17 protein-coding genes are annotated in these 18,419 nt (G+C 60.4%); 6 read left to right on the forward strand and 11 right to left on the reverse strand.

Going from position 1 to position 18,419, the window contains the following annotated elements:
* Position 1: 1 nt before the first annotated feature.
* The 3 genes from VWY60_RS01235 to VWY60_RS01245 all read left to right on the forward strand — a co-directional run bounded on the left by VWY60_RS01235 (position 2) and on the right by VWY60_RS01245 (position 2,660).
* Positions 2 to 988, forward strand: a complete 987-nt coding sequence (locus VWY60_RS01235) for an ATPase, T2SS/T4P/T4SS family (RefSeq protein WP_416592426.1) — start codon at positions 2 to 4, stop codon at positions 986 to 988.
* Positions 985 to 1,173, forward strand: coding sequence for a hypothetical protein (locus VWY60_RS01240; RefSeq protein ID WP_009820227.1), 189 nt, complete (start codon positions 985 to 987; stop codon positions 1,171 to 1,173). Before VWY60_RS01235 ends, VWY60_RS01240 begins: the two co-directional genes overlap by 4 nt.
* 407 nt (positions 1,174 to 1,580) lie before the next feature.
* A complete protein-coding gene (locus tag VWY60_RS01245) occupies positions 1,581 to 2,660 on the forward strand; it encodes a type IV secretion system protein (protein WP_009815563.1) in 1,080 nt (359 codons plus the stop codon).
* A 609-nt stretch (positions 2,661 to 3,269) separates the two neighbouring features.
* Here the strand turns inward: VWY60_RS01245 and VWY60_RS01250 are convergent.
* From VWY60_RS01250 to VWY60_RS01260, 3 genes are read right to left on the reverse strand one after another with little or no spacing between them, the layout of a single operon-like run.
* Positions 3,270 to 4,469, reverse strand: a complete 1,200-nt coding sequence (locus VWY60_RS01250) for a nucleotidyltransferase (RefSeq protein WP_416592427.1) — start codon at positions 4,467 to 4,469, stop codon at positions 3,270 to 3,272.
* Positions 4,466 to 5,491, reverse strand: coding sequence for a CBASS cGAMP-activated phospholipase (locus VWY60_RS01255; protein WP_233486458.1), 1,026 nt, complete (start codon positions 5,489 to 5,491; stop codon positions 4,466 to 4,468). The genes VWY60_RS01250 and VWY60_RS01255 overlap by 4 nt, the downstream gene beginning before the upstream one ends.
* A gap of 26 nt (positions 5,492 to 5,517) precedes the next feature.
* Complete coding sequence (locus tag VWY60_RS01260) at positions 5,518 to 5,742, reverse strand: DUF2188 domain-containing protein (RefSeq protein WP_009815559.1); 225 nt, start codon at positions 5,740 to 5,742, stop codon at positions 5,518 to 5,520.
* Positions 5,743 to 5,808: 66 nt separating this feature from the next.
* Between VWY60_RS01260 and VWY60_RS01265 the strand changes: the two genes are divergently transcribed.
* Positions 5,809 to 6,930 carry an XRE family transcriptional regulator gene (locus VWY60_RS01265; protein WP_058123664.1) on the forward strand — a complete coding sequence of 374 codons (1,122 nt, stop codon included), beginning with the start codon at positions 5,809 to 5,811 and terminating at the stop codon, positions 6,928 to 6,930.
* Positions 6,927 to 7,433 (forward strand): type II toxin-antitoxin system VapC family toxin, encoded by a 507-nt coding sequence (locus VWY60_RS01270; protein ID WP_416592428.1) that lies wholly within the window; start codon positions 6,927 to 6,929, stop codon positions 7,431 to 7,433. Before VWY60_RS01265 ends, VWY60_RS01270 begins: the two co-directional genes overlap by 4 nt.
* Positions 7,434 to 7,588: 155 nt before the next feature.
* Here the strand turns inward: VWY60_RS01270 and VWY60_RS01275 are convergent, their stop codons facing one another.
* From VWY60_RS01275 to VWY60_RS01295, 5 genes are all read right to left on the reverse strand, one after another.
* A complete protein-coding gene (locus tag VWY60_RS01275) occupies positions 7,589 to 9,589 on the reverse strand; it encodes a type IV secretory system conjugative DNA transfer family protein (RefSeq protein WP_416592429.1) in 2,001 nt (666 codons plus the stop codon).
* Positions 9,590 to 9,597: 8 nt separating this feature from the next.
* On the reverse strand, positions 9,598 to 11,931 hold the full coding sequence (locus VWY60_RS01280; protein WP_416592430.1) for a relaxase/mobilization nuclease domain-containing protein: 2,334 nt from the start codon (positions 11,929 to 11,931) through the stop codon (positions 9,598 to 9,600).
* Positions 11,918 to 12,511: a helix-turn-helix domain-containing protein gene (locus tag VWY60_RS01285; RefSeq protein WP_416592431.1), complete on the reverse strand. Its 594-nt coding sequence runs from the start codon at positions 12,509 to 12,511 to the stop codon at positions 11,918 to 11,920. The genes VWY60_RS01280 and VWY60_RS01285 overlap by 14 nt, the downstream gene beginning before the upstream one ends.
* A 561-nt stretch (positions 12,512 to 13,072) precedes the next feature.
* Positions 13,073 to 13,279, reverse strand: a complete 207-nt coding sequence (locus VWY60_RS01290) for a hypothetical protein (RefSeq protein ID WP_007120662.1) — start codon at positions 13,277 to 13,279, stop codon at positions 13,073 to 13,075.
* Between the two features lie 539 nt (positions 13,280 to 13,818).
* Positions 13,819 to 14,748 carry a DUF2493 domain-containing protein gene (locus VWY60_RS01295; RefSeq protein WP_416592432.1) on the reverse strand — a complete coding sequence of 310 codons (930 nt, stop codon included), beginning with the start codon at positions 14,746 to 14,748 and terminating at the stop codon, positions 13,819 to 13,821.
* A gap of 913 nt (positions 14,749 to 15,661) precedes the next feature.
* On the opposite strand from VWY60_RS01295, the gene VWY60_RS01300 reads away from it, so the two are divergent.
* Positions 15,662 to 16,168: a hypothetical protein gene (locus tag VWY60_RS01300; protein WP_416592433.1), complete on the forward strand. Its 507-nt coding sequence runs from the start codon at positions 15,662 to 15,664 to the stop codon at positions 16,166 to 16,168.
* 49 nt (positions 16,169 to 16,217) lie between these two features.
* Here VWY60_RS01300 and VWY60_RS01305 read toward each other — a convergent pair whose 3' ends face one another.
* The 3 genes from VWY60_RS01305 to VWY60_RS01315 are packed head-to-tail and all read right to left on the reverse strand — an operon-like array spanning position 16,218 to position 18,395.
* Positions 16,218 to 17,183 carry a toll/interleukin-1 receptor domain-containing protein gene (locus tag VWY60_RS01305; RefSeq protein ID WP_093362908.1) on the reverse strand — a complete coding sequence of 322 codons (966 nt, stop codon included), beginning with the start codon at positions 17,181 to 17,183 and terminating at the stop codon, positions 16,218 to 16,220.
* 19 nt (positions 17,184 to 17,202) lie between these two features.
* Positions 17,203 to 18,093 (reverse strand): reverse transcriptase family protein, encoded by an 891-nt coding sequence (locus tag VWY60_RS01310; protein ID WP_416592434.1) that lies wholly within the window; start codon positions 18,091 to 18,093, stop codon positions 17,203 to 17,205.
* On the reverse strand, positions 18,090 to 18,395 hold the full coding sequence (locus VWY60_RS01315) for a helix-turn-helix transcriptional regulator (protein ID WP_037240913.1): 306 nt from the start codon (positions 18,393 to 18,395) through the stop codon (positions 18,090 to 18,092). The genes VWY60_RS01310 and VWY60_RS01315 overlap by 4 nt, the downstream gene beginning before the upstream one ends.
* Between the last annotated feature and the right edge of the window lie 24 nt (positions 18,396 to 18,419).

Here is an 18,419-nt window from a genome sequence, read left to right on the forward strand (position 1 = left end):
CATGTCGCTGAGCTATCTTGAAACCTCGCTCGACCGGATCGACGCCGCCGCTCGCGACGATGTCATCGAGATCTGCATCAACCCTGATGGCACCTGCTGGGGCGAATTCCAGGGCGATCACTTCATGCGAGCGCTGGACCAGAGGCTGACGGGCGTTCAGGTCAGGGACCTCGGCAACCAGATCGCCTCTTCGGCCAATACAACAATGAGCAAGGACCGCCCCATCGTCTCGGTCTCGATCACCTACAAGGGGCGCCCGATCCGCGCACAGGTCATCACCCCGCCCGCAGTGCTCTCGGCCATGTCGATCAGCCTGCGGTTCTTCTCAAGCCTGCCACTCGAGGGCATTGCGCTCGATTTTCTCTATGGCAAAGAGCGCAAGCTCGAAGACCTGCGCGTGGAAAAGAAGCGCGCCTTGCGCGCCGTGGTGGCCGCGGGTTTGATCGATGATGCGCTTGCCTTCTGCGTCGAGAACAAACTCAACATGATCGTCTCGGGTGGCACCTCAACCGGCAAGACCGTGGCCGCGCGCAAGATCCTCTCGCACGTTCCGGCCGAGGAACGCATCGTCACCATTGAGGAAGCCTCCGAGCTTCTGCCGACCCAGCCCAATGCCGTGACCCTCATCGCCAATCGCGACGCGGAGTTCCAAACCGCCGATGTGCTTCTCACTGCGACGCTCCGCATGCGCCCCGATCGGATCATCCTGGGCGAGGTGCGCGGCAAGGAGGCCATGACCTTTCTGGAAGCCATCAACACCGGCCATGGCGGGTCCATGACCACGCTGCATGCCGAAACCCCGCAATTGGCCGTGCAGCGGCTCGCGATCGCTGCACTCAAGACCGAAATCCCGATGACCTATGCCGACATGATCCAGTACATCGAAAATTCCATTGACGTGATCATCCAGGCCGGTCGCCATGACGGCAAACGCGGCATCACCGAATTCTACCTCCCCGGCGCAACTGAGATTGGAACTTCCCCATGAAAACCTTTGAATATGACATCCTGTTCTTTCCGGTGAAGAAGCAAAAGGACTACGACGAGGTGCGACGTGCTTTGAATGAGCGCGGCGCGGAAGGGTGGGAGGTTATCACCGCCGAAGCCGGCGACTACGGCTACACCACTTTCTTGAAGCGTGAGACTGGTACAATGAAGGCGGCATCGGAATGACACGGGCTATTGCAGTCGCTGGCCTGCTCTTGATCTTTGGCACAACTGCTGGCGTAGCCGAGCGGAACCTGATCCCGACGCTCGACAACCACCCAAATGTTTGCCCAGACCAGCCACCTGAGCCGAAGTGGATGCAGAACATCAATGTGCGCGAATCCTATAAGCGCCTTTTGATCCAACAGATATATCGGGCTCAAAGCATGGAGCGCGTCGTAGACTCGCAAAACTGCGACTGTCCCACACGGTATCCAACTTGGGAGGACGCCGTACGCTTCTACACAGAGCGCTATGCTTCATCTAAATACTGGGACGTTGTAGAAGCGACGTCCGAATACCGACGACAGGCAAATGAACTGCGCCGCGCCGCCATGCCAATCTGCGTAGCAGCTGGCAACTGGTAGCAATCCATGAGTGTCGTCACCTACTTCGTGGAAACGTCCGAAGGGTATCTAGATACCGCTGCCGAAACTCAGTTTGGTGCGGTCGCAGCAACGGTCGGCACGTTGCTGGTTCTGGGCACAACACTGGTTGTCATTCTGGTCTTCATCAACATGATCTACCAGTATCGCGCCATGGACGGCCGAACTGCCTTTTGGCTGGCCGTGAAGGTCGGACTTATAGGGGTCTTCGCGGCCAACTGGGTCCAGTTCAATGCGCTTGCCTCAGCAATACTGAACGGAATTGACAGCATTGCCGGGGCACTTGTGGCTTCTGTCGGCGGCGGATCACCTGGTCCGTCCGGTACCTTTGCAGAGGAATTTGACGAACTGATTGCAGCGCTCGGGGACTATCTGAATGCTGCGGGATCTGAGCTGAACTGGATGGCGGGTGCCTTGCTTGACACACTTGGGGTTCTGCTGCTCTCGATTCTTGGCGGGTTGGCGGCGTTCATTGTTGTGGCGTCCCGGCTCATGATCGCTCTGCTAATTGGCATTGCGCCAGTGATGATCTTCTTGACCCTGTTCGAGGTGACCAAGGATTATTTCGCGCGCTGGTTATCCGCGCTCATTTCATTCGCGATGTATCCGATCGTCGTCGCCGGAGTGTTCGCGACGATCACGGGGGTCTCTCGGGCGCTTCTTGCCGAGCTTGGCGACCCGGAGGGAGCCTCGAACATAGGGGCCCTTATCCCATTTTTCATGATGGTGCTGATGGCAAAGGGTTTCATCATAGCAACGCCTTTCTTGGTTCGGGCGATTTCCGGAAACATCATGATGCCAGCACTCTCAGCCGGGTTCGGGGGAAGCTATGCCTTCGCCAGAGGGCTTGCAGGTAGCCAACAAGTTTACAATCGCTATGCCATCGGTGGCGCAACTGGGGCTGAATACGCAGCCCTGCGAGCGCGACAATTCTTCGGCGTGCAAGCCTTGCCGAGCCGGCCAAATACTGCTGGAGGGCCAACTGCGGCTCGTCCGGGTGACGCAACCGGAACAGGCGCCCGAATGCTGGCACAGCTTTCGAGACTTGGTAGGTTGGGCAGGCGGTGACAGCCAGGTGCCAAAAACTTGCCAAAACTGCAAAGGTTTCGCCGCGGGTTTTTGTCATTGCTAAACGGTTGATCCCTCGCGACACAAGGCACGTGGCCAAACACGACCGTTTCTGCCACAGGCGGAATCGACAATTTTAGCACCGTGCCACGGCCCTGCGCATCGCCCGATTGCCAACTGGCTCAGGCTCTTCGCCGGGGTGTTGCCCTTCACCTTTCCAGTCGTCTGACCAAAGCCAATCTTCGAAATAATAGAGCCAAAGGTAAGTCCACGGAATGATGGTTTGGTCGATCCGCTTCCGCGCGTCCCATTCCCTGGCACCTGGAAGATAAAGACAAAGGCGCAGCGGATCTCTGTAGACGTGAGGCAAAGGACGCCCTGCCGCCAGCAACTCCAGATCCGGGTCGTCTATCTGAACACCGGGCGTTTGACCCGGCTGAAGCGTGATAGTGGCAAGGTAGGAGCGCGCCAAGGCGGTCGGTTGTATAGGCTCTTGCCATGTCAATTTGTTTGCGCGGACCTGCCCCACACCACTGATAGCCGGGCTTGCCTTCAGGAACAGCAGCTGCTGCGACAGGGTCAGGTCGTATTGCCCGCCTCGTCCTATCATCAATCACCGAAGAACGTATTTGTGGGCACGGTCGTTGATGCTGCGACCTTCGATGTCGTCAGCCCGACCACAGGTGCGACAGAAAGCAGACCCGATTTGCGACCATCCGACACCGCATTGACGCGGTTGCCGAGAACCCGTCCGGTGACACCGGAACCGAACGAACGCTCCATGTTCAATGACACACGGTCCTGACCAACAGCATCGCGAAGGACTTCAAAGTCGGACAGAGTTTGTGCGTGCCACGCATAGAATGCTGGTGCCCGGCGTTCATCCTTGTTCCAATTGTCGGCGAAGTTTTCCCCGTTGGTTGTCTCGTTCAGGATGGCATAGCCCCGCCGTCCGTCCAGAATGGGGCGGTCGATGAAGTGCGGCATCATCCGGATCGTTTCGACCAACAGATCCATTTCGTCATGGAAGACGTGGTTGCGCACGCAATAGGCATAGGACTGCATCGCAAGGGTGGTAATGATAACGGAAATCGGGGCCACGTCTTGCGTGTTGTTCTGATAAAAAACGTCGCGGTGCCGTTTGAGCAATTGCACGATGCGGCGCAGGATGCCTTTCACTGCTTCTCGGACGGGGAACGGCTCCACCGTCGCCTCGTCCCGCTGCATGGCGATAAACTTGCCCACAAAGGTAGGCCGGAGTGCGGCGCGCTCATCGAACAGGGTCTTGTAGGCCCGCGGGTTTGTCGGATGCCATTCCTTCAGAGCCCGGTCGGGCACCAATTCGCCCCGGTTGCCGCAGACCGGGTTTGCTATCGTCGGGGATAGGTCGAGGTGGAAGTCCCCCGCATAGTTGAGACGCCAACAACGCTTTTTTTCTTCGAGAATGCGCACATAGGTGGCGTGTTCCTTGAGCCGGTTTCCAACCGCCGCCTTCAGGGTCGCTGGTGAGATGCCGGACGCGATACCTGCACAAAAGCAGATCAGATCGACATCGAATTCCCGCCGCCCGATTGGCTTCACGGCCGTTCCAAGCGCACTGGACCCTTGGAGATAGACCAGAACACTGACGAGTAGGGGATCAGTTGAACCGGACAGCCAGTCTCCGACGGCACCATAGCTCTGGCGCGCACGATCAAACTGGGTTTCGGTGAGGTCCAGATCCTCGCCTATCTCGTCCAGGATGGTGAATATCTGCGTGCGCCGCCGAATATCACTGTCGGTCAGCGGCTGTCGCAACATCTGATTCATGCCGCTTTCTCCTTGAGTTGATAGACCGGCACGAAGGTATCGGCAGGCTGGGTGAAAAAGATCGGGGTCAGGTGGGGCTTTGCTTTTCGGGCTTCTGACATACCGAGGCCCTTGAGGCGGCCGATCTTCGTGGTGTCATCCAAGGTAAAAAACCCGCTCGGGACAGACGGCGAAATGCGGTAGATGCGATCCCCATCGTAAGGATGTCCCGTCAGAAGTTTTGCCATGCCGAGGGCGCCATGTGATTGCCCATCCGCGTAAAGGTTGAGGACTTTGAGGCCGAGTCCGGCAAACCCTGGACTTTCGGGCAGCATGTAGACTTCGTCCAGACACCCCAGGCTCAGAATGCGCAGGTCTGACGGATGCCACCCCAGAAGAGTGATGGCTTCGACGACAGCAATGGCTGTGGGATTGTTGGCCCATGTCCCGCCATCGGTCAGGCCAATATCATCAGCAGTGCGATGTCGCTTGAAATACGTAGGTGCCGCTGCCGTAGCCAGGGCGGCATCAAGCGCAGTCTTGCGATAATCGGTTTGCAGGCGTGTGTGATGCGCGGTCTTGTAGATATAAGGGCTGCGGAGATCGGCATCCCACGCCGGGATCACCAACCGGGTCTGTGATTGCCCGATCAGATCGTTGTTGAGAACGGCCTTGAGTTCACGGGCAAGAATTGCCGCATCGTGCTTTGGACCGACTACGTGCCGACCTGTGGCGGTGAGGGTGCGCCATGCCTGCCGTATCCTCCCCAGCGGTTCATCATCCGCATTGTCCTGACCGAAGATGACAGGCCCGCGACGCTCGTAAAGCTCGAGCAGTTCCTTTGCCGTGCGGCCGAGGCCAAGGCCGAGTGCGATGATGCCACCCGTCGATGTGCCTGCGATGAGATCGAAATAGCGCCCAATGGGCTGGCCCAGATCTTCCTCGAGCCCCGCGAGGAATGCAGCGGGCATCGTGCCCTTAATCCCGCCCCCGTCGATGGAGAGGATGCGACGTATCTGCCTGTTGTTCCCACCGTTGCTCATCCTGACATCCATTCCGCTTATGCCCTTCAGCCTTTCGGCGGATACGGGTCCTTGCCATAGGTGTTGCGCTCGCGGATGCGACCGTTCTCGCCGTGGATCAGCATCTCGCTGCCCTGACGAATGGCGGATTCCCGCGCGGCCGTGATGGCCTCGCGCTGCGTGCCGTGGACGGAAGACGCGCGGGAGTTACCCGCCCCCTTCACTGCCCAACCGCTTTCATGCGGCACAACATGCTGATTTTTCTTAGACATTTCAAGCCTCACGTGTCGATTTCGGTTGACGATGCGACAACCTTGTGTTTAAATATACAGGAAGAAATGGCGTTTATCAACCACAACAATAACCGCCGGGAGAGGATCATGTTCGGACAAAGACTCAGGCTTGCCCGCAAGCGGGCGGGTCTATCCATGCAAGCGCTCGCGGAGCGCGTAACCCCAAGCGTGTCAGCGCAGGCCATCAGCAAATACGAGGCGGACAAGATGATGCCGTCCTCGTCGGTGCTGGTCGGCCTCGGCAAGGCGCTCGGCGTGTCACTGGACTTCCTGCTCGGCGGTCAGGTCGAAGCTCTGGAAAGCGTCGAGTGGCGAAAGAACTCGACCGCCTCGGCGCAGGATCGCGCGATGGCGGAATCCATCGTCATCGAGAAGCTCGAAGACTATCTCGCCATCGAGGACATCCTCGATATGCACCCCGCTGAAGACCCCTTCGCCGCGCTGCGCGTGGACATGGTGGCCGATGAAGAGGCCATCGACGCCAAGGCGCGGGACGTGCGGCGCGAGTGGCAGCTTGGGATCGACCCGATCCCGAGTATGACCGCCCTGCTCGAAGACAAGGGACTCAAGGTCATCGAGGCCGATCTCCCGGAACGCATCAACGGGCTGGCCTGTCATGTCGAACGGGCGGAGGGCGCACCGACTGAGGTGATCGTCGTCTCGCGGCACACCAATGTCGAACGCAAGCGCTTCAACCTCGCCCACGAACTCGCGCACCGGATCATCACCGAAACCGGCAATGCCGCACTGAAAAAGGAGCCCTCGATGCACCGCTTCGCGGGGGCGTTCCTCATTCCGCGTGAGCATCTGGAAGAGGAAGCTGGCCGAAACCGTCACGGCATGACCTGGATAGAGATCATGCGGCTCAAGCGCACCTATGGCGTCTCCGCCGCCGCGATGCTCGTGCGGCTCGGCCAGGTGGGCATCCTGTCGAAGAGCGCTGTGGAATATGCGTTCAAGACCTATGCGCGAAGCTGGCGGCGCGAGGAGCCGGAGCCTATCGGTCCAGGCGAGGGCTTTGCGGCCTTCGAGAAGCCGCAGCGCTTCGAGCGCCTCGTCTGGCGCGCGCTCGGCGAGGAGATGATTTCCCCCGTGCGGGCGGCGCAGATGCTCGGGCTCCCCTTGAGCGTTGTCGAACGCGACATCAGGGGGCCTCGTGACCAGTGACCTGTGTTGTCGTCAATGATGCGTCCTGTCTGATCGACTTGAAGAAGGGAGAGTTGCTGCACGTCCTGCTGCGGCTGCCCTATCGCTTCATCGTGCCCCTGCCCATCCGTGAGGAGGAGCTGCTCGATTTCACGGCGCAGGAATGGCGGATGCTCGAAGACGGCGGCCTCGCCACCTACGATCTGCCGGGGGAAGAAGTCGCGCGGGTTTTCGCTCTAAAGCGGGAACATAGCCGCCTGTCGGCCAATGATTGCTTCGCCCTCGTGACGACAACCTGCCAGGAAAACGGCATCCTCCTGACCGGCGACAACCTTCTACGCAAGGTCGCCACCGCTCGCGCGGTGCGCGTTCATGGCGTCCTCTGGATCATCGACGAGCTGCACGCCGCCGAAGCCTGCGATGTCGGGCTTCTTGTCTCCGCCCTGCAAATCTGGCGGGCGGATGAGGCGGTCTACCTACCCCCCGCCGAGATCGACAAGCGGCTGCGCCGTCTCGGGGCATAATCTGAACAAGGTGGAGATGGCTGGACCCTGCCCACGACGTTCCGAGCGAAAGATCGAACGGTCATGCAAACCAGCCCCTTTTTTCGGCGTCAAAAAGCATCGTTTGTGACATTCAGCGTTACGGAAGCTACGCGCAGGTCGCCATGCCCGCCACCCTATCGCGCAACCAGCCTTTCACCATCCTCCTCTCGCAGCATCGCTTCCATGTCCTCCAAGCCATCGACTGCAGAGCGCATCTGCGCCTCATCAGCTACGCTCGCTGCCTCTGCATCGGCGACCTGGCTTCCAAAATCCATCTCCATCTGGCGCTGTTCCTCGGCGATAACGGTTTGAACGACAGGCGCGGTCTTTTTTGGAGCGACGTCGGTTTGCTTTGACGTTTGGCTGCCAGCATCTTGGTGTGCGGTCTCCACAACGGCGTCAGACCCACCTGGTCCGTTCGAAGGCGGTGACATCGGCATGGCCCGCACACTCAGCGGCAGATTGCCCTGCGACCCCCCTCCCCCTGGCTCCGGAAACGGCAACTCGCCCGTCTGTGCCGCGTGGATCGCCTTGAACAGCCGATCGTCAAAATACTGGATCCGCTTTGCCCGGACCGGCATCTGGGCATCGATCACCATGACGATCTCGTCGAGCGGCAAGCGGCGCGCCTCATCCTCAGGCAACAACGAACTTTCTTCGGTCCGTGTGGATTGGCTGCGCCCTTCAAAGGGGTTCTTGCCGATGGACTGGGACCGCGTGACCACGGTCTTCGTGGTCTTGCCGACCGCCTTGCTCAGCTCCTCGACGGTTTTTTCGTCTGACGGCGTGAGGTAGAGCTTCACGCCCGCATTGCCCTGCAGGGCGCGGCGGGTGTTCTCGCCATAGATTTCATCGAGGGCGGGGATGGTTTGGGTGACCACGGCCAGGTGACCACGATAGGTGCGCAGTGTCTCGATGCTTTCGACCACGATGGGCATTTTGCCGAGGCGATTGAACTCGTCGAGCATGATCATCACGGGCCATGGCTCATCCGGCCCGGGGTCCTTTTCCTGCATGGCCGAGAGCAGGTCGGAGAAAAACAGCCGGATCAGCGGTGCGAGTGGCTTTACCATCAGCGGCTGGACCACGAGATAGACCGATAAGGGCTTTTTCCGGATCGTGCGGAAATCAAAGTCCGAGACTGCCGTCGCTTCATCGATGGCCGGGTTCTGCCATTGGTCGAGCCCCGAGGTCATCAGGAGCGAAACATAAGAGGTCAGCGTGTCATTGTTGGTGGACGCCAGCCGGGTGAAGATCAGCTTGGCGGCCCTGTTGTCGACCTCGTGGCCGCGCGCGAAGTATTCCTTCTGCTTGTTCCCGCCCGAGGCCGCGATGCGATAGATCTCGCCCAAGGTGGGGCGCTTGCGCTGGAAGGCCAGCAGGCCTGCTGCCACGAAGAGATCGATCCCGCCCTTGAGGAGACCCTGCACCCGGTCATTGTCGCTCTGCAGGAAGAGCGTCGCCAGGAGCTGCAATTCCATCTGCTGTCGCGCGGGATCTTTCAGCTCAAAGATGCGCAGGAGCGGGTTGTAGCGATGCGTGCGCTTGCCCTCCCAATCGGTGGGGGCAAAGCGATAGACCTTGTCACCTTGGGCTGCGCGATGCCGGGCCGTGGCCTCAAAGCACTCGCCCTTCACATCGAGCGTCACGGCGGAGCCTTGCCAAGTCAGCAGGTTCGGAATGACGAAGCCCGTAGTCTTGCCGCGGCCCGTGGGCGCCACGATCAGCGCATGGGGGAAGACCTTGGAGCAGATGTAGTTGGCGCGGGAGCCCGGCGGCCCCAGCTTGCCGAGGATGAACCCGGTCCCTGGCGCCCCGAAGAACCCATTGGCCTTCATCTCGCGCGCGGTCTGCCAATGGGTCTGGCCAAACCGTGTCAGGGCGGACCCCGAGAGGGCGAGGCTCAGCATCAGGCCGGCGGCGGCGAAGCTGCCGATGATCAGGTGAATAAGTTGCGCGTCCTCCGGGCGGCGGTCCAGGATCGCCAGATAGTTCTGCGCGATATATGCAAAGTCGATCTCGGCCCCGAAGCCGAGATCCTGGTAGGTCAGCACCGCCGAGGCGATGGTATAGCCTATGGCCCCGGTCAACAGCGTCACAAGCAGGACGCCCGTGGCGATCCGCGCTTTTCCCATGGAGGCGCTCAATGGACCTGACCCCGCTCGGTCTCGCCATCCACATCTGTCGCGCGGTGTTTTTCGTATTCGGTGTCGGCAAGATCATCGACCACCTGGCGCAAGGCCTCCGTGTTGGCCGTCGCTGCATCCGATTGCAGATAGACCTTGGCGACATAGAGCCGGTCGAGGCGGTCCTCGAGAACCTTGTCCAGCGCATCGGCATCGCCAGATGTGAGCCGGTCGAGTTGGCGAACGTCCAGCACCCGCGCGATCTCGCCACGGAAGGCGTCCCGCTCCGCCTCGGTCTCGAAGGGCGCGGACAACTCCCCGGCCCGCTCATGGTCCAGAACACGCGCAATCTCGTCTGCAAGGCGGTCGGCACGGTGAGACTGCGGCGCAGTTTCACCGCGGGCTGCGAGGAGCGCGTCGCGCGTGCCAGACGCAAGCCCGTCGCGCATCTCGTTTTCGCGGCGGACCTGATTGATGGCCTCCGTGTCCCGGATCTCGACGACGGCCGCATAGGTCGCGCCAAGCCCACGGGCGAGGTGGGACGGCATGTCCGGATAGCGCGCGCGTAAGTCATCCGTGACAGCATCTGCAACGGGCGTGCGGACGTCGCGTCCCTCCATGATCCGGTCGACCTCGCGGGTGATCTCACTGGCGCGGGCCGCATCGGTGATGGTCTCCCTGTAGGGCTCAGACCGGTCAATCACATCGCCAGGGCGTGCGAGCAAGTCCGGGTGTGCTTCGAGATACGCGCGCTGCTCGGTCTCGATCCGGCGCTCCGCCCTTGAGACAACCTCCCGATCCCGGTCCTCGATCTGCTGCGCTGTCAGGCCCTCTGCGCGCATCTCCTGACGGATTGTCCCTTCCATCGCCCGGACCGCGCCCTCATGATAATGGAACTGCTCGCTGACCGGTTCCGCTTCCATGACACCATCCCGGCGCAGCACGTTCTCCCGTTCCAGCAGCGTGCCAAGCGCGACATGCACATCGTTGAGAATGTCGCGCGCCTGTTCCAGATCGGCGCGGCGCTCGAGGTTCAGATCGCGCGCCTCAGCCACTTTGGAGAGATCATTGGCGATCCATTGATGCTCGAGCGCTGCATTTGAGGCGCCCGTCTCGATCCGGGCCACCACTTCCGATGTGCTGATCCCGGTGCCGTGTAGTGCCGCGTCAATGCGCGATCTCAGATCGGGCTCTGCCAGTCGCTCGCGCTGGCTGGCGTCAATATTGGCCTCGGAATAGATCCCGCCCTCTGAGGGGGTCTCTGACAGCGTGGATGATCGCAATCCGAGTGGCTGCATGTGCTGGACCTGCGTCTGGATCTCGATGAGGCGTTTTTCCAGCACGGGACGTTCGGCGTCAGACTTCTCGGCGATCATGCCCTGCACCCGTGCGAGCTTCTCCGCATAGAGGCTTCTCAGATCCTCGAAACTTTGATCCTCGGCCATATAGACATCTCCTGTTCGATCCACCTGCCCGCCCCGCGCCAGCACCTCGCCCGCGCGGAAGAGGGCTGCGGCAATATCCTCGCGGGCCTCGCGGGAGGCTTCCGCGGCAAGCGAATGGTAGACGGTTCTGGTGTTGGCGATCTCCGCCAGCGTCCGCGCCAGGTCCTGCCCCACACGTTCGCGCTCTCGGGGCGCGCGACCCTCGTCCTTGGCCGCGTAGACCTCGCTGGTCCGGGCTGGGTAATGCACAACCCCGCGATCCACCCGGCGCGTGGCTTCCAGCCGCACGCCGTACTTCTCCGCCTCCTCGACCATGGCGAGGCGGAAGTCGTCATAGTTGAAGCGATGGTTGTGCCCCAGAAAGAAGAACTCGCCTTCCTGCGAGCGACGGTTCAGCACCAGATGCGCATGGGGGTGATCGCGGTCCTCATGCACCGCGAGGATGTAATCGAAATGCCCCTCTTCGGTCTGGAAGAACCGCTCGGCCACATCCGTCGCGATGTCGCGCACATCCTCCCCACGCGTGCCGATGGGGAAGGACATGAGCATGTGGGTGGTCTGTCCGAGCTTGGGCTTGAAGCCCGCATCCCACCGTTTGGCAAAGCGCTCGGTCAGGTCCTTGATGTCACCCGCCTCGAGCTTCGTCTTGCCATCCAGGAACCCGCTACTGTCCACGATATGTGTGGACTTGGTGGTAAGGTAGTCGAGCTGGTTTGCGAGCTGCGATTTGGTATGCGTGCCCCCGCCCCGGATCGCCTTGAAGACCGCCGGACGGTGCCCTGCTGCCGCGCGCGTCAGCTGGGTCTGCTTGGCCACGTGCAGCCCTTGCATCGAGCCCCGAACGCGGCTCCAGCCATCCCGAAAGACCTCGCCCGTGACGGCATGGACGGCATCATTCAGCCGCATGCGCAAACTCCCTCAGCGCGGCCGTGGCCTGCAGCTGCATCGCGTTACGACGGCGGCGCAGAAGCAGATCGATCTCGTCAGCAGAATCCAGAATGAACCGCGCCAACCCGCGCATCTGGGCAAGGCGCAATTCGGTGAACTCGGCACTCGTGCCCCCCACGGCCCCCTGCCCCCGCCGGTTGGCCTGCGTCATCTGCTTGGCGATTTGCGTGACCCCATTGCCGACCTCGTGCAGTGAAGCGCGGTAGCGCGCCATCTCGGCCGCCATCTGCGCGTCCGGAACGAACACCCCGCCTGCCGCCTGAATGAGCCGCCGCAGCCCCTCGGCCCGGCTCTCGATCCCCGCCTTCGCCAGCACCTCGTCGAGCGCCGCCAGCTCCGCCGCCGTGACCTTCACACTGACCGCTGAGACCGGAATTGCGGCATCCGTCTGGCGCTCGGCATCGGCTTTGAGCGTGTACTGGATCGCCCGCACCGACACGCCAAACCGTTCCGCCAGCACTGAAGTGGAAACGCCTTCCGCGGCTTCGCGAACGATCTCCATGCGGTCCGCATCTGTGAGACGTTTTGAGCGCGACATGCGAAGAAAGGCCCCCTATTTCCTGCCACCTTCCACCAAGGCTGCCCCTACCTTACGATAATATACCTAGCTGTCAATTATATACTTCCGTCGCTTTCAGTCTCAGGCAGCCTTGGTGTCCGCTTCACGCCGCGGCCCGCAGGGACGCGGCTCTGCCGCCCTCACCACCGGGCGACCCACCTGTCCTAGGGGTCCCGTCCACCAGCCCCGCCCGAGGGTCTGGCCGAACACCACGTGTTCGGACGGAACCGCGGGCGGGCGCAAACCCCACCGACAGGGCGGACAGGCAGGGTCAAGGAGGGCCAGATTTGGGCCCCCAAATCTCTGCCGCAAAAACCGGGAGGCCCTGGCCGATAGGTTTTTGTGGATGGCCCCCTTGAGGCTGACTGGCCGGTCTGTCGCTACCTGATCATTCCGGGGGAGGTGCGTCTGATGAATGCGCAGCGACCGGCAACTTCGTGAAGTCGCCTCGGGCGATCTGACCGCCGGACACGGCATCCCTGGAACAGGGATCGGGCCGCCCCAAGATCATCCTGGGGCGGCCCATCCTCGTCAGAGGATTTAGTCCTGGGGATCTTTCGCACTCGGCGGGAACATGACCAGCTCCGAGACCGCGACCGGGAAGTCGAGCTTGAGGCTGAAGAACTCCGAGCCGTCCCCGTTGCGAGTGTTGCGGAACATCGCACCCACGCGTTGGAAGCGGGTGCGCTCCTGGCCATCGGTGTCGGTGAACTTGACGGGGACGGTGGCGACGTAGTGGTTGGTCATTTGGGTTACTCCTTGTTGCGATGGGGATCACCCGGCATGGGGGCAAGAGGCCCGGTCGCAAGCGCAAATGCGGAGGGTCCGCGGCTCCGCCGTGGAAGCCGTATTTGTGCTTGCCGAAGCGTGAGCTGAGGGCACGGACGGGCCGACCCCGTGCGATCCACATCGATGAGCAAAAAGGAGTGATCCGGATGATCTTTGCCATCACGCAGCCGCCATCATCCGCGTCCGCGTCCCGCCGAGCCTGGCCGGGGTGCTGACGGAGCCCGCCCGCGTGGATGCGATATTCCGAAACACCACCCGAGGGACGCACAAGTCTTCAGCCTCAAGTGCGACGTTTCGAGCCTTCGTGTCTTGCGATGCTGACGATGTGCGTGAGGTGCGCACCATCCCCAACCCGTACCGATGCGGATGGGCCGCACGCTGACGGACTTGGTAGAGGGATAACGGTGCTGGCCGCCGCGAGCTCCCGATCACGCGTGACCGACCGCACGCGCCATGAGACATGACGAAAGGGCCGCGCCAAGCGCGACCCCCTCTCTTCAATCCTGCGACGCCTTCTTCGCCGGGTCCGCAACCCGCATGACCGTCAGACCTTTCGCTTCCGCCTTCTGCCCGAGGTTCAGCGCGACCCCGTTGCCGCCGAAGAGTACAACCCCCGTCGCCGCGAACTTGTCGTCCAGCATTTCGTCATTGCACTTGAACGGTGCCGCCCGCCCATGCGCGGACCAGCGCGGATCGAAGCGCGCTTGTGCGACACCCCGTGCGCGCGCCCACCGAGCCGCAATCATCTCCGCCCCGTGCTTGCCACCCTTGTGGCAGAGGAAGATCTCCTGATTGCGGTTCTGCTTGATCCGTTCGCGAACCTTGTCGAGCGTGTTGAAGATCACATCGACATCGGTCCAGTCGGTGGCGCCTGAGACGATCAGGGGCACCCCCTCGACTTTCGATTTCTCGGCAGTCTCGCGGTCGTGCTGCTCCAGGAGCTGCCGCGCCTCGAAGATCGCCCCGGTCTCTTGCGCCCGGACGCTTGCGCGGGACCCGGCTGCCGGGATGAAGGCGTGGCCCGTCTCGATCTCGTAGCATTCCGCCGCTGCCTCGCTCATCACCTCGATGGCGCCGACAATCTCGCGCAGCTGCACAAAGCGCGCCTGCGCCTCCTCAATCGCGGTCTCGGCGATCTCCGATCCGTCATGGGATTTTGCCAGCGCGCCGATCTTGTCGGCGGTGCGGTCGACCTCCTTACCAAGCGCCACCTTGCGCCGCTGGAGGATCGTCGCGAGCCCATGGGCCAGCGGTTCGATTTCCGCTTCAAGCCCGGTCCCGCGCAGCTGACCGAGCAAAGCCTCGAAGCTCTCGCGGACGATGTGGTCGGTCAGAACGTGATCCTCCGGGATCGGCAGCTGCGCGTCCTTTTCAGTCAGTCCGAAAAGTTCGATGGTCTCGTAGGTGTTTGCGGTGTCGTAAGCCATGTTTGGTCTCCAGTGTTCGGTTCCAAGGCCACCACGTGAGTGTGGGGGCATGGCCGAATGCCTGGTTTCCGAATCTGCCCGGGTCAGGGACGGCGCAGCCGCCGGCTTGCCGGGCGCAAAAGTTTTCCGCGCGCAACACCCCACACATGCGCGCGCTCACGCAAGGGTTCACCCCAAGCCACCGGCCCCGCCCTCGCCGAAAAGTTTTGCGATCCTTGACGCGGGCTGATTTGGGGGCCATCCGGAGGATATGCTTCCGCTCTCATGTGTGTGTGTTTTGACGGTAGGTTTGACCGACCCGAGCAGGCAAACGGCCCGACCGGACGCGGGAGACGGATGGAGTGGCGGGATCGTTTTGCTCTCAAGCAAAACAGACCAGAGCGCAATCCGGCGGAGCGGCCGGGGAGGGACGTGCTCGCGAGGCGGGCAAACCGGGACGCCAAGCGCAACGCCGCGGTGAGGCCGCATGGCCGAATGCGCGACGGACCGAAGGGCCGTTCTCCCCTGCGACACGCGAAGCCGAGCTGGGGAGGCCGCAAGGCATAAGCCAAGGTTGATGTGCTGGCGACGCCGCTGCCGACTATAAGGATTACTTTTCCAAGCATTCGACGTGATGGGCGAATTGTGGTCATTCGTTGCGATCTGCGCGAGTCTGTTTAACGCAAGTACCTGGCAACCTCCTCTCACGCGGCGCCCGCTCGAGGATTTGGATCCGCTGAATCAGACCTAGCCGCCGAGGCATTGGCGTGAGATATAGGGGCAATAGAGGGTAGGTGGTAAGCCACGCATTTTTAGTTGGTCGGCTACCATTCGCACTATGTCAGTTCTCTCTACGTGCGTTCGGCCAGTAGGATGAATTGGTCTCAAGAATCGACTCAAGATGCCGCATGTAGATAGAAAGTAACGTAGTATCATGGAAGTTCTGTTCTCAACAAATCTCAAGCCAATGGCCGACTTGGAAGTGGGAGAAATCGGTCTCTGTAACTTTGGCAGAGGGGCAGAACTCGCCATGCTTGTTGTAAAACTCGATGAAGACCTTGGTTTCGCGACACTGAATGGCCAAGGCGACGACCTATTCAGTATTCACTATGTAGATCACAGACCTGACCTCTGCCTCTCGTATGGCCAAGACTGGAAACTGGTGCTCGACCCCACTGGGGATATCCAAATGGGAGGCTATGCCTCACCTGAAATTGGCGACATCATCATGTGGAACGGTGCCTATGGCTTATGCGCATTTCAGTCCCGGGGGCCCATGAAGAGCAAAGTCAACTGTCCGCTGACAGGCACCAAGCCTGACAGGTCACCCATCGAAGCAGTATTTAGGTCATGGAAAATTGTCCTCAACGAAAATGATCCCGAGACTGGTCTCGCGCCCGTAATCTTCCGCCATTCTGCCAAGAAGATTTCGCAACCTTGATGGACGCATCGTCAAACAAAACCAGACACCCCTAAAGTTGCTGATGCGGTTACTGAAGTGGCTTCACAAACATGTGCCAATAAGTTTCTGCCGCACCCTCGAACGTCAGCTTCTGGTCTCTGTTTTGGCCAAAGTGTGCCATCCCCATACTCCGCAGATACAGGGTTTGCTCATCGGCCTCGACGGTTAGGTTCTCATTGAACCCGTTGGTGTCTGCATTTTCGGTCGCAGTGTAAGCAATGCCCCCCATATGCCGCCCCCCCATGAACACGGTGCAGCGGCTAGCAGACTGACCGTTATGGTAGGCAACAGCGCTGAAGCGATTTGCGTCAAGCCTGCGGAACGACCCGTCAATCTCGGGATTGCGAGCCGACAATTCAGAAAGCGAGTTCTCGAAATATTTTGCCATGAACTCAAACGCCTCGGTCTGGAAAGCATCACGATCACGGTCTGTGAACGTTTTGGCCACCCGCAGATTACTTGACCGGATCACTTGAGCCGGTGTCGATCTGTTGACTGACTGCGTGTTTTGCATGATGGCAGGTGCCGCTGACTGCTTGGTGACCGATTGTGGACTACCGATGCGCTTTGCTGCCGCCTGAACGGCTTCGGCGACGAGACGGAACGCATGGTCGATGTCCGGCCATTGCGTGACCGGACGACCGTCCGTTGGCGTGGCCATCAGCTTGCCGAAGGGTGCGCCATGCCAGAGGCAATCGCGCAGAATGACCGGGATCACGATGGCCTCTCCCACCTTATGCCGTTCCAGTGCACGAGTCATCTCGATCTCATAACAATAGTCAGAGTTTAGAAAATCCGGGCTTACCAGCAGCAGGATGATCTCATCGGCTTCAATGTGCGCGTCGATCTCACCGGCGAAGTCCTGCCCCGCCTCAATCCGGCGGTCGTGCCAAGTCTCTATCAGGCCTTGACGCTGAAGGATTCTGAGCTGGCGTTCCAGCTGGTCTCGTAGTGCCTCGTCAGCGTGGCAGTAGGAAAAGAAAACCGTCGTCATGTTAACCCATCATTGAAAATCAGTTTGCCTGGTTGCGCGCCAGGATTTGCTGCTCGGTGCCTTCACGCCCCATGAGAGAGGCCATCTTCTTAGCCTTCTCGTATCCCTCGGGAAGTTTCGCGATCTCTGCCCTAAGTTTATGACGTTCTAGGTGCTGAACGTTTGGCATGAGAAGCGTTTGATCTCGCACCACCACGCCCGTTACGACTACCGGCGCATTAATCTGACCGATTTCCTTTGACGCTTTGAAGCTGTGACCATGGTGAGCAAGCCGCTCCTTGATCGCATGAACCAGCACCCCGGGAACGTTTTGCCCAGAAACTGTTATGTCATCGACATACACGCTAACTTGGCATCCTGCATCACGGGTCAGCTGATCAATCTCGTCCCACATGTCGGCGTAGGCCCAGAAGGCCAGCGATGGGCTGGCAGGGCTTCCGGCTGGCAGAACCCCGTTCAGCGTTGTGAGATCAAGGAGGACTTTCACTACGTCGGGAGGGCACCCAAGATATTTTCCAAAGAACCATGCTACCTTGCTGGCTGTGCAGCTCGGATAGAAATCTTCGATGTCGAGAAGATGGAACGCTGCTGCACCGCGATGCCGTGCGGCATTGTCGATGTTCGAGCGACCGCGCACTGGCGACATCAGGTAGTCCGGAGTTTTCACCCGCAGCAGCAACTCTCCGATCCGCCGTTGAATACGCTTCAGATCGCCCCGTGGTGCAAGGACAGGACGGAATGTTCCGTCTTTTTTCTTCTTGCGCAGAGGCTTGTAGAGATCGGGTGCGGCCTTCAACTCAGCAAACTTCTCAGAACTGGTCTGTAATAGTTTGAACAACTTTTTGCGTGTGCTGCACCGATAAAGGGCACATTGATCGAGGGCATAGGACTTGTCGCGGCGCTTCGTCATGATGACGCTCGCTTCCGCTCGATCATCCTCAGAAAATCAAGTATCTTGTCAGCGACAACCCCACGCGCTTTCTCGATAGCGCCCGGCGTCGTGCCTTCTGTCAGCTTCTCGTCAAAAAACCAGATCGAACTGACTGGCAGATCAAACTCTTCGGCGTATCGTGCAACGATTTCCTGACTTGGCACTTTCCGGCATCGTTCGATATCAGAAAGGTGCGATTGGGAAATATCGAGGCGTTCCGCCAACTCGTTCTGTTTCAGGTCATGGAAGACCCGGATCAATCTCAGTGCTTCACCTAGCATTCTCGGTCCTCCTTTCGCCAAATG

This window comes from Phaeobacter sp. JH20_26 (assembly GCF_048056275.1).
GTDB classification, from domain to species: Bacteria; Pseudomonadota; Alphaproteobacteria; order Rhodobacterales; family Rhodobacteraceae; genus Phaeobacter; species Phaeobacter bryozoorum.

Bases quoted from the DNA above. Each gene is read 5' to 3' on its own strand.
- VWY60_RS01235 (WP_416592426.1), top strand. From the start codon at position 2: ATGTCGCTGAGCTATCTTGAAACCTCGCTCGACCGGATCGACGCCGCC.
- VWY60_RS01240 (WP_009820227.1), top strand. From the start codon at position 985: ATGAAAACCTTTGAATATGACATCCTGTTCTTTCCGGTGAAGAAGCAA.
- VWY60_RS01245 (WP_009815563.1), top strand. From the start codon at position 1,581: ATGAGTGTCGTCACCTACTTCGTGGAAACGTCCGAAGGGTATCTAGAT.
- VWY60_RS01250 (WP_416592427.1), bottom strand. From the start codon at position 4,469: ATGAATCAGATGTTGCGACAGCCGCTGACCGACAGTGATATTCGGCGG.
- VWY60_RS01255 (WP_233486458.1), bottom strand. From the start codon at position 5,491: ATGAGCAACGGTGGGAACAACAGGCAGATACGTCGCATCCTCTCCATC.
- VWY60_RS01260 (WP_009815559.1), bottom strand. From the start codon at position 5,742: ATGTCTAAGAAAAATCAGCATGTTGTGCCGCATGAAAGCGGTTGGGCA.
- VWY60_RS01265 (WP_058123664.1), top strand. From the start codon at position 5,809: ATGGCGTTTATCAACCACAACAATAACCGCCGGGAGAGGATCATGTTC.
- VWY60_RS01275 (WP_416592429.1), bottom strand. From the start codon at position 9,589: ATGGGAAAAGCGCGGATCGCCACGGGCGTCCTGCTTGTGACGCTGTTG.
- VWY60_RS01280 (WP_416592430.1), bottom strand. From the start codon at position 11,931: ATGCGGCTGAATGATGCCGTCCATGCCGTCACGGGCGAGGTCTTTCGG.
- VWY60_RS01285 (WP_416592431.1), bottom strand. From the start codon at position 12,511: ATGTCGCGCTCAAAACGTCTCACAGATGCGGACCGCATGGAGATCGTT.
- VWY60_RS01290 (WP_007120662.1), bottom strand. From the start codon at position 13,279: ATGACCAACCACTACGTCGCCACCGTCCCCGTCAAGTTCACCGACACC.
- VWY60_RS01295 (WP_416592432.1), bottom strand. From the start codon at position 14,748: ATGGCTTACGACACCGCAAACACCTACGAGACCATCGAACTTTTCGGA.
- VWY60_RS01300 (WP_416592433.1), top strand. From the start codon at position 15,662: ATGGAAGTTCTGTTCTCAACAAATCTCAAGCCAATGGCCGACTTGGAA.
- VWY60_RS01305 (WP_093362908.1), bottom strand. From the start codon at position 17,183: ATGACGACGGTTTTCTTTTCCTACTGCCACGCTGACGAGGCACTACGA.
- VWY60_RS01310 (WP_416592434.1), bottom strand. From the start codon at position 18,093: ATGACGAAGCGCCGCGACAAGTCCTATGCCCTCGATCAATGTGCCCTT.
- VWY60_RS01315 (WP_037240913.1), bottom strand. From the start codon at position 18,395: ATGCTAGGTGAAGCACTGAGATTGATCCGGGTCTTCCATGACCTGAAA.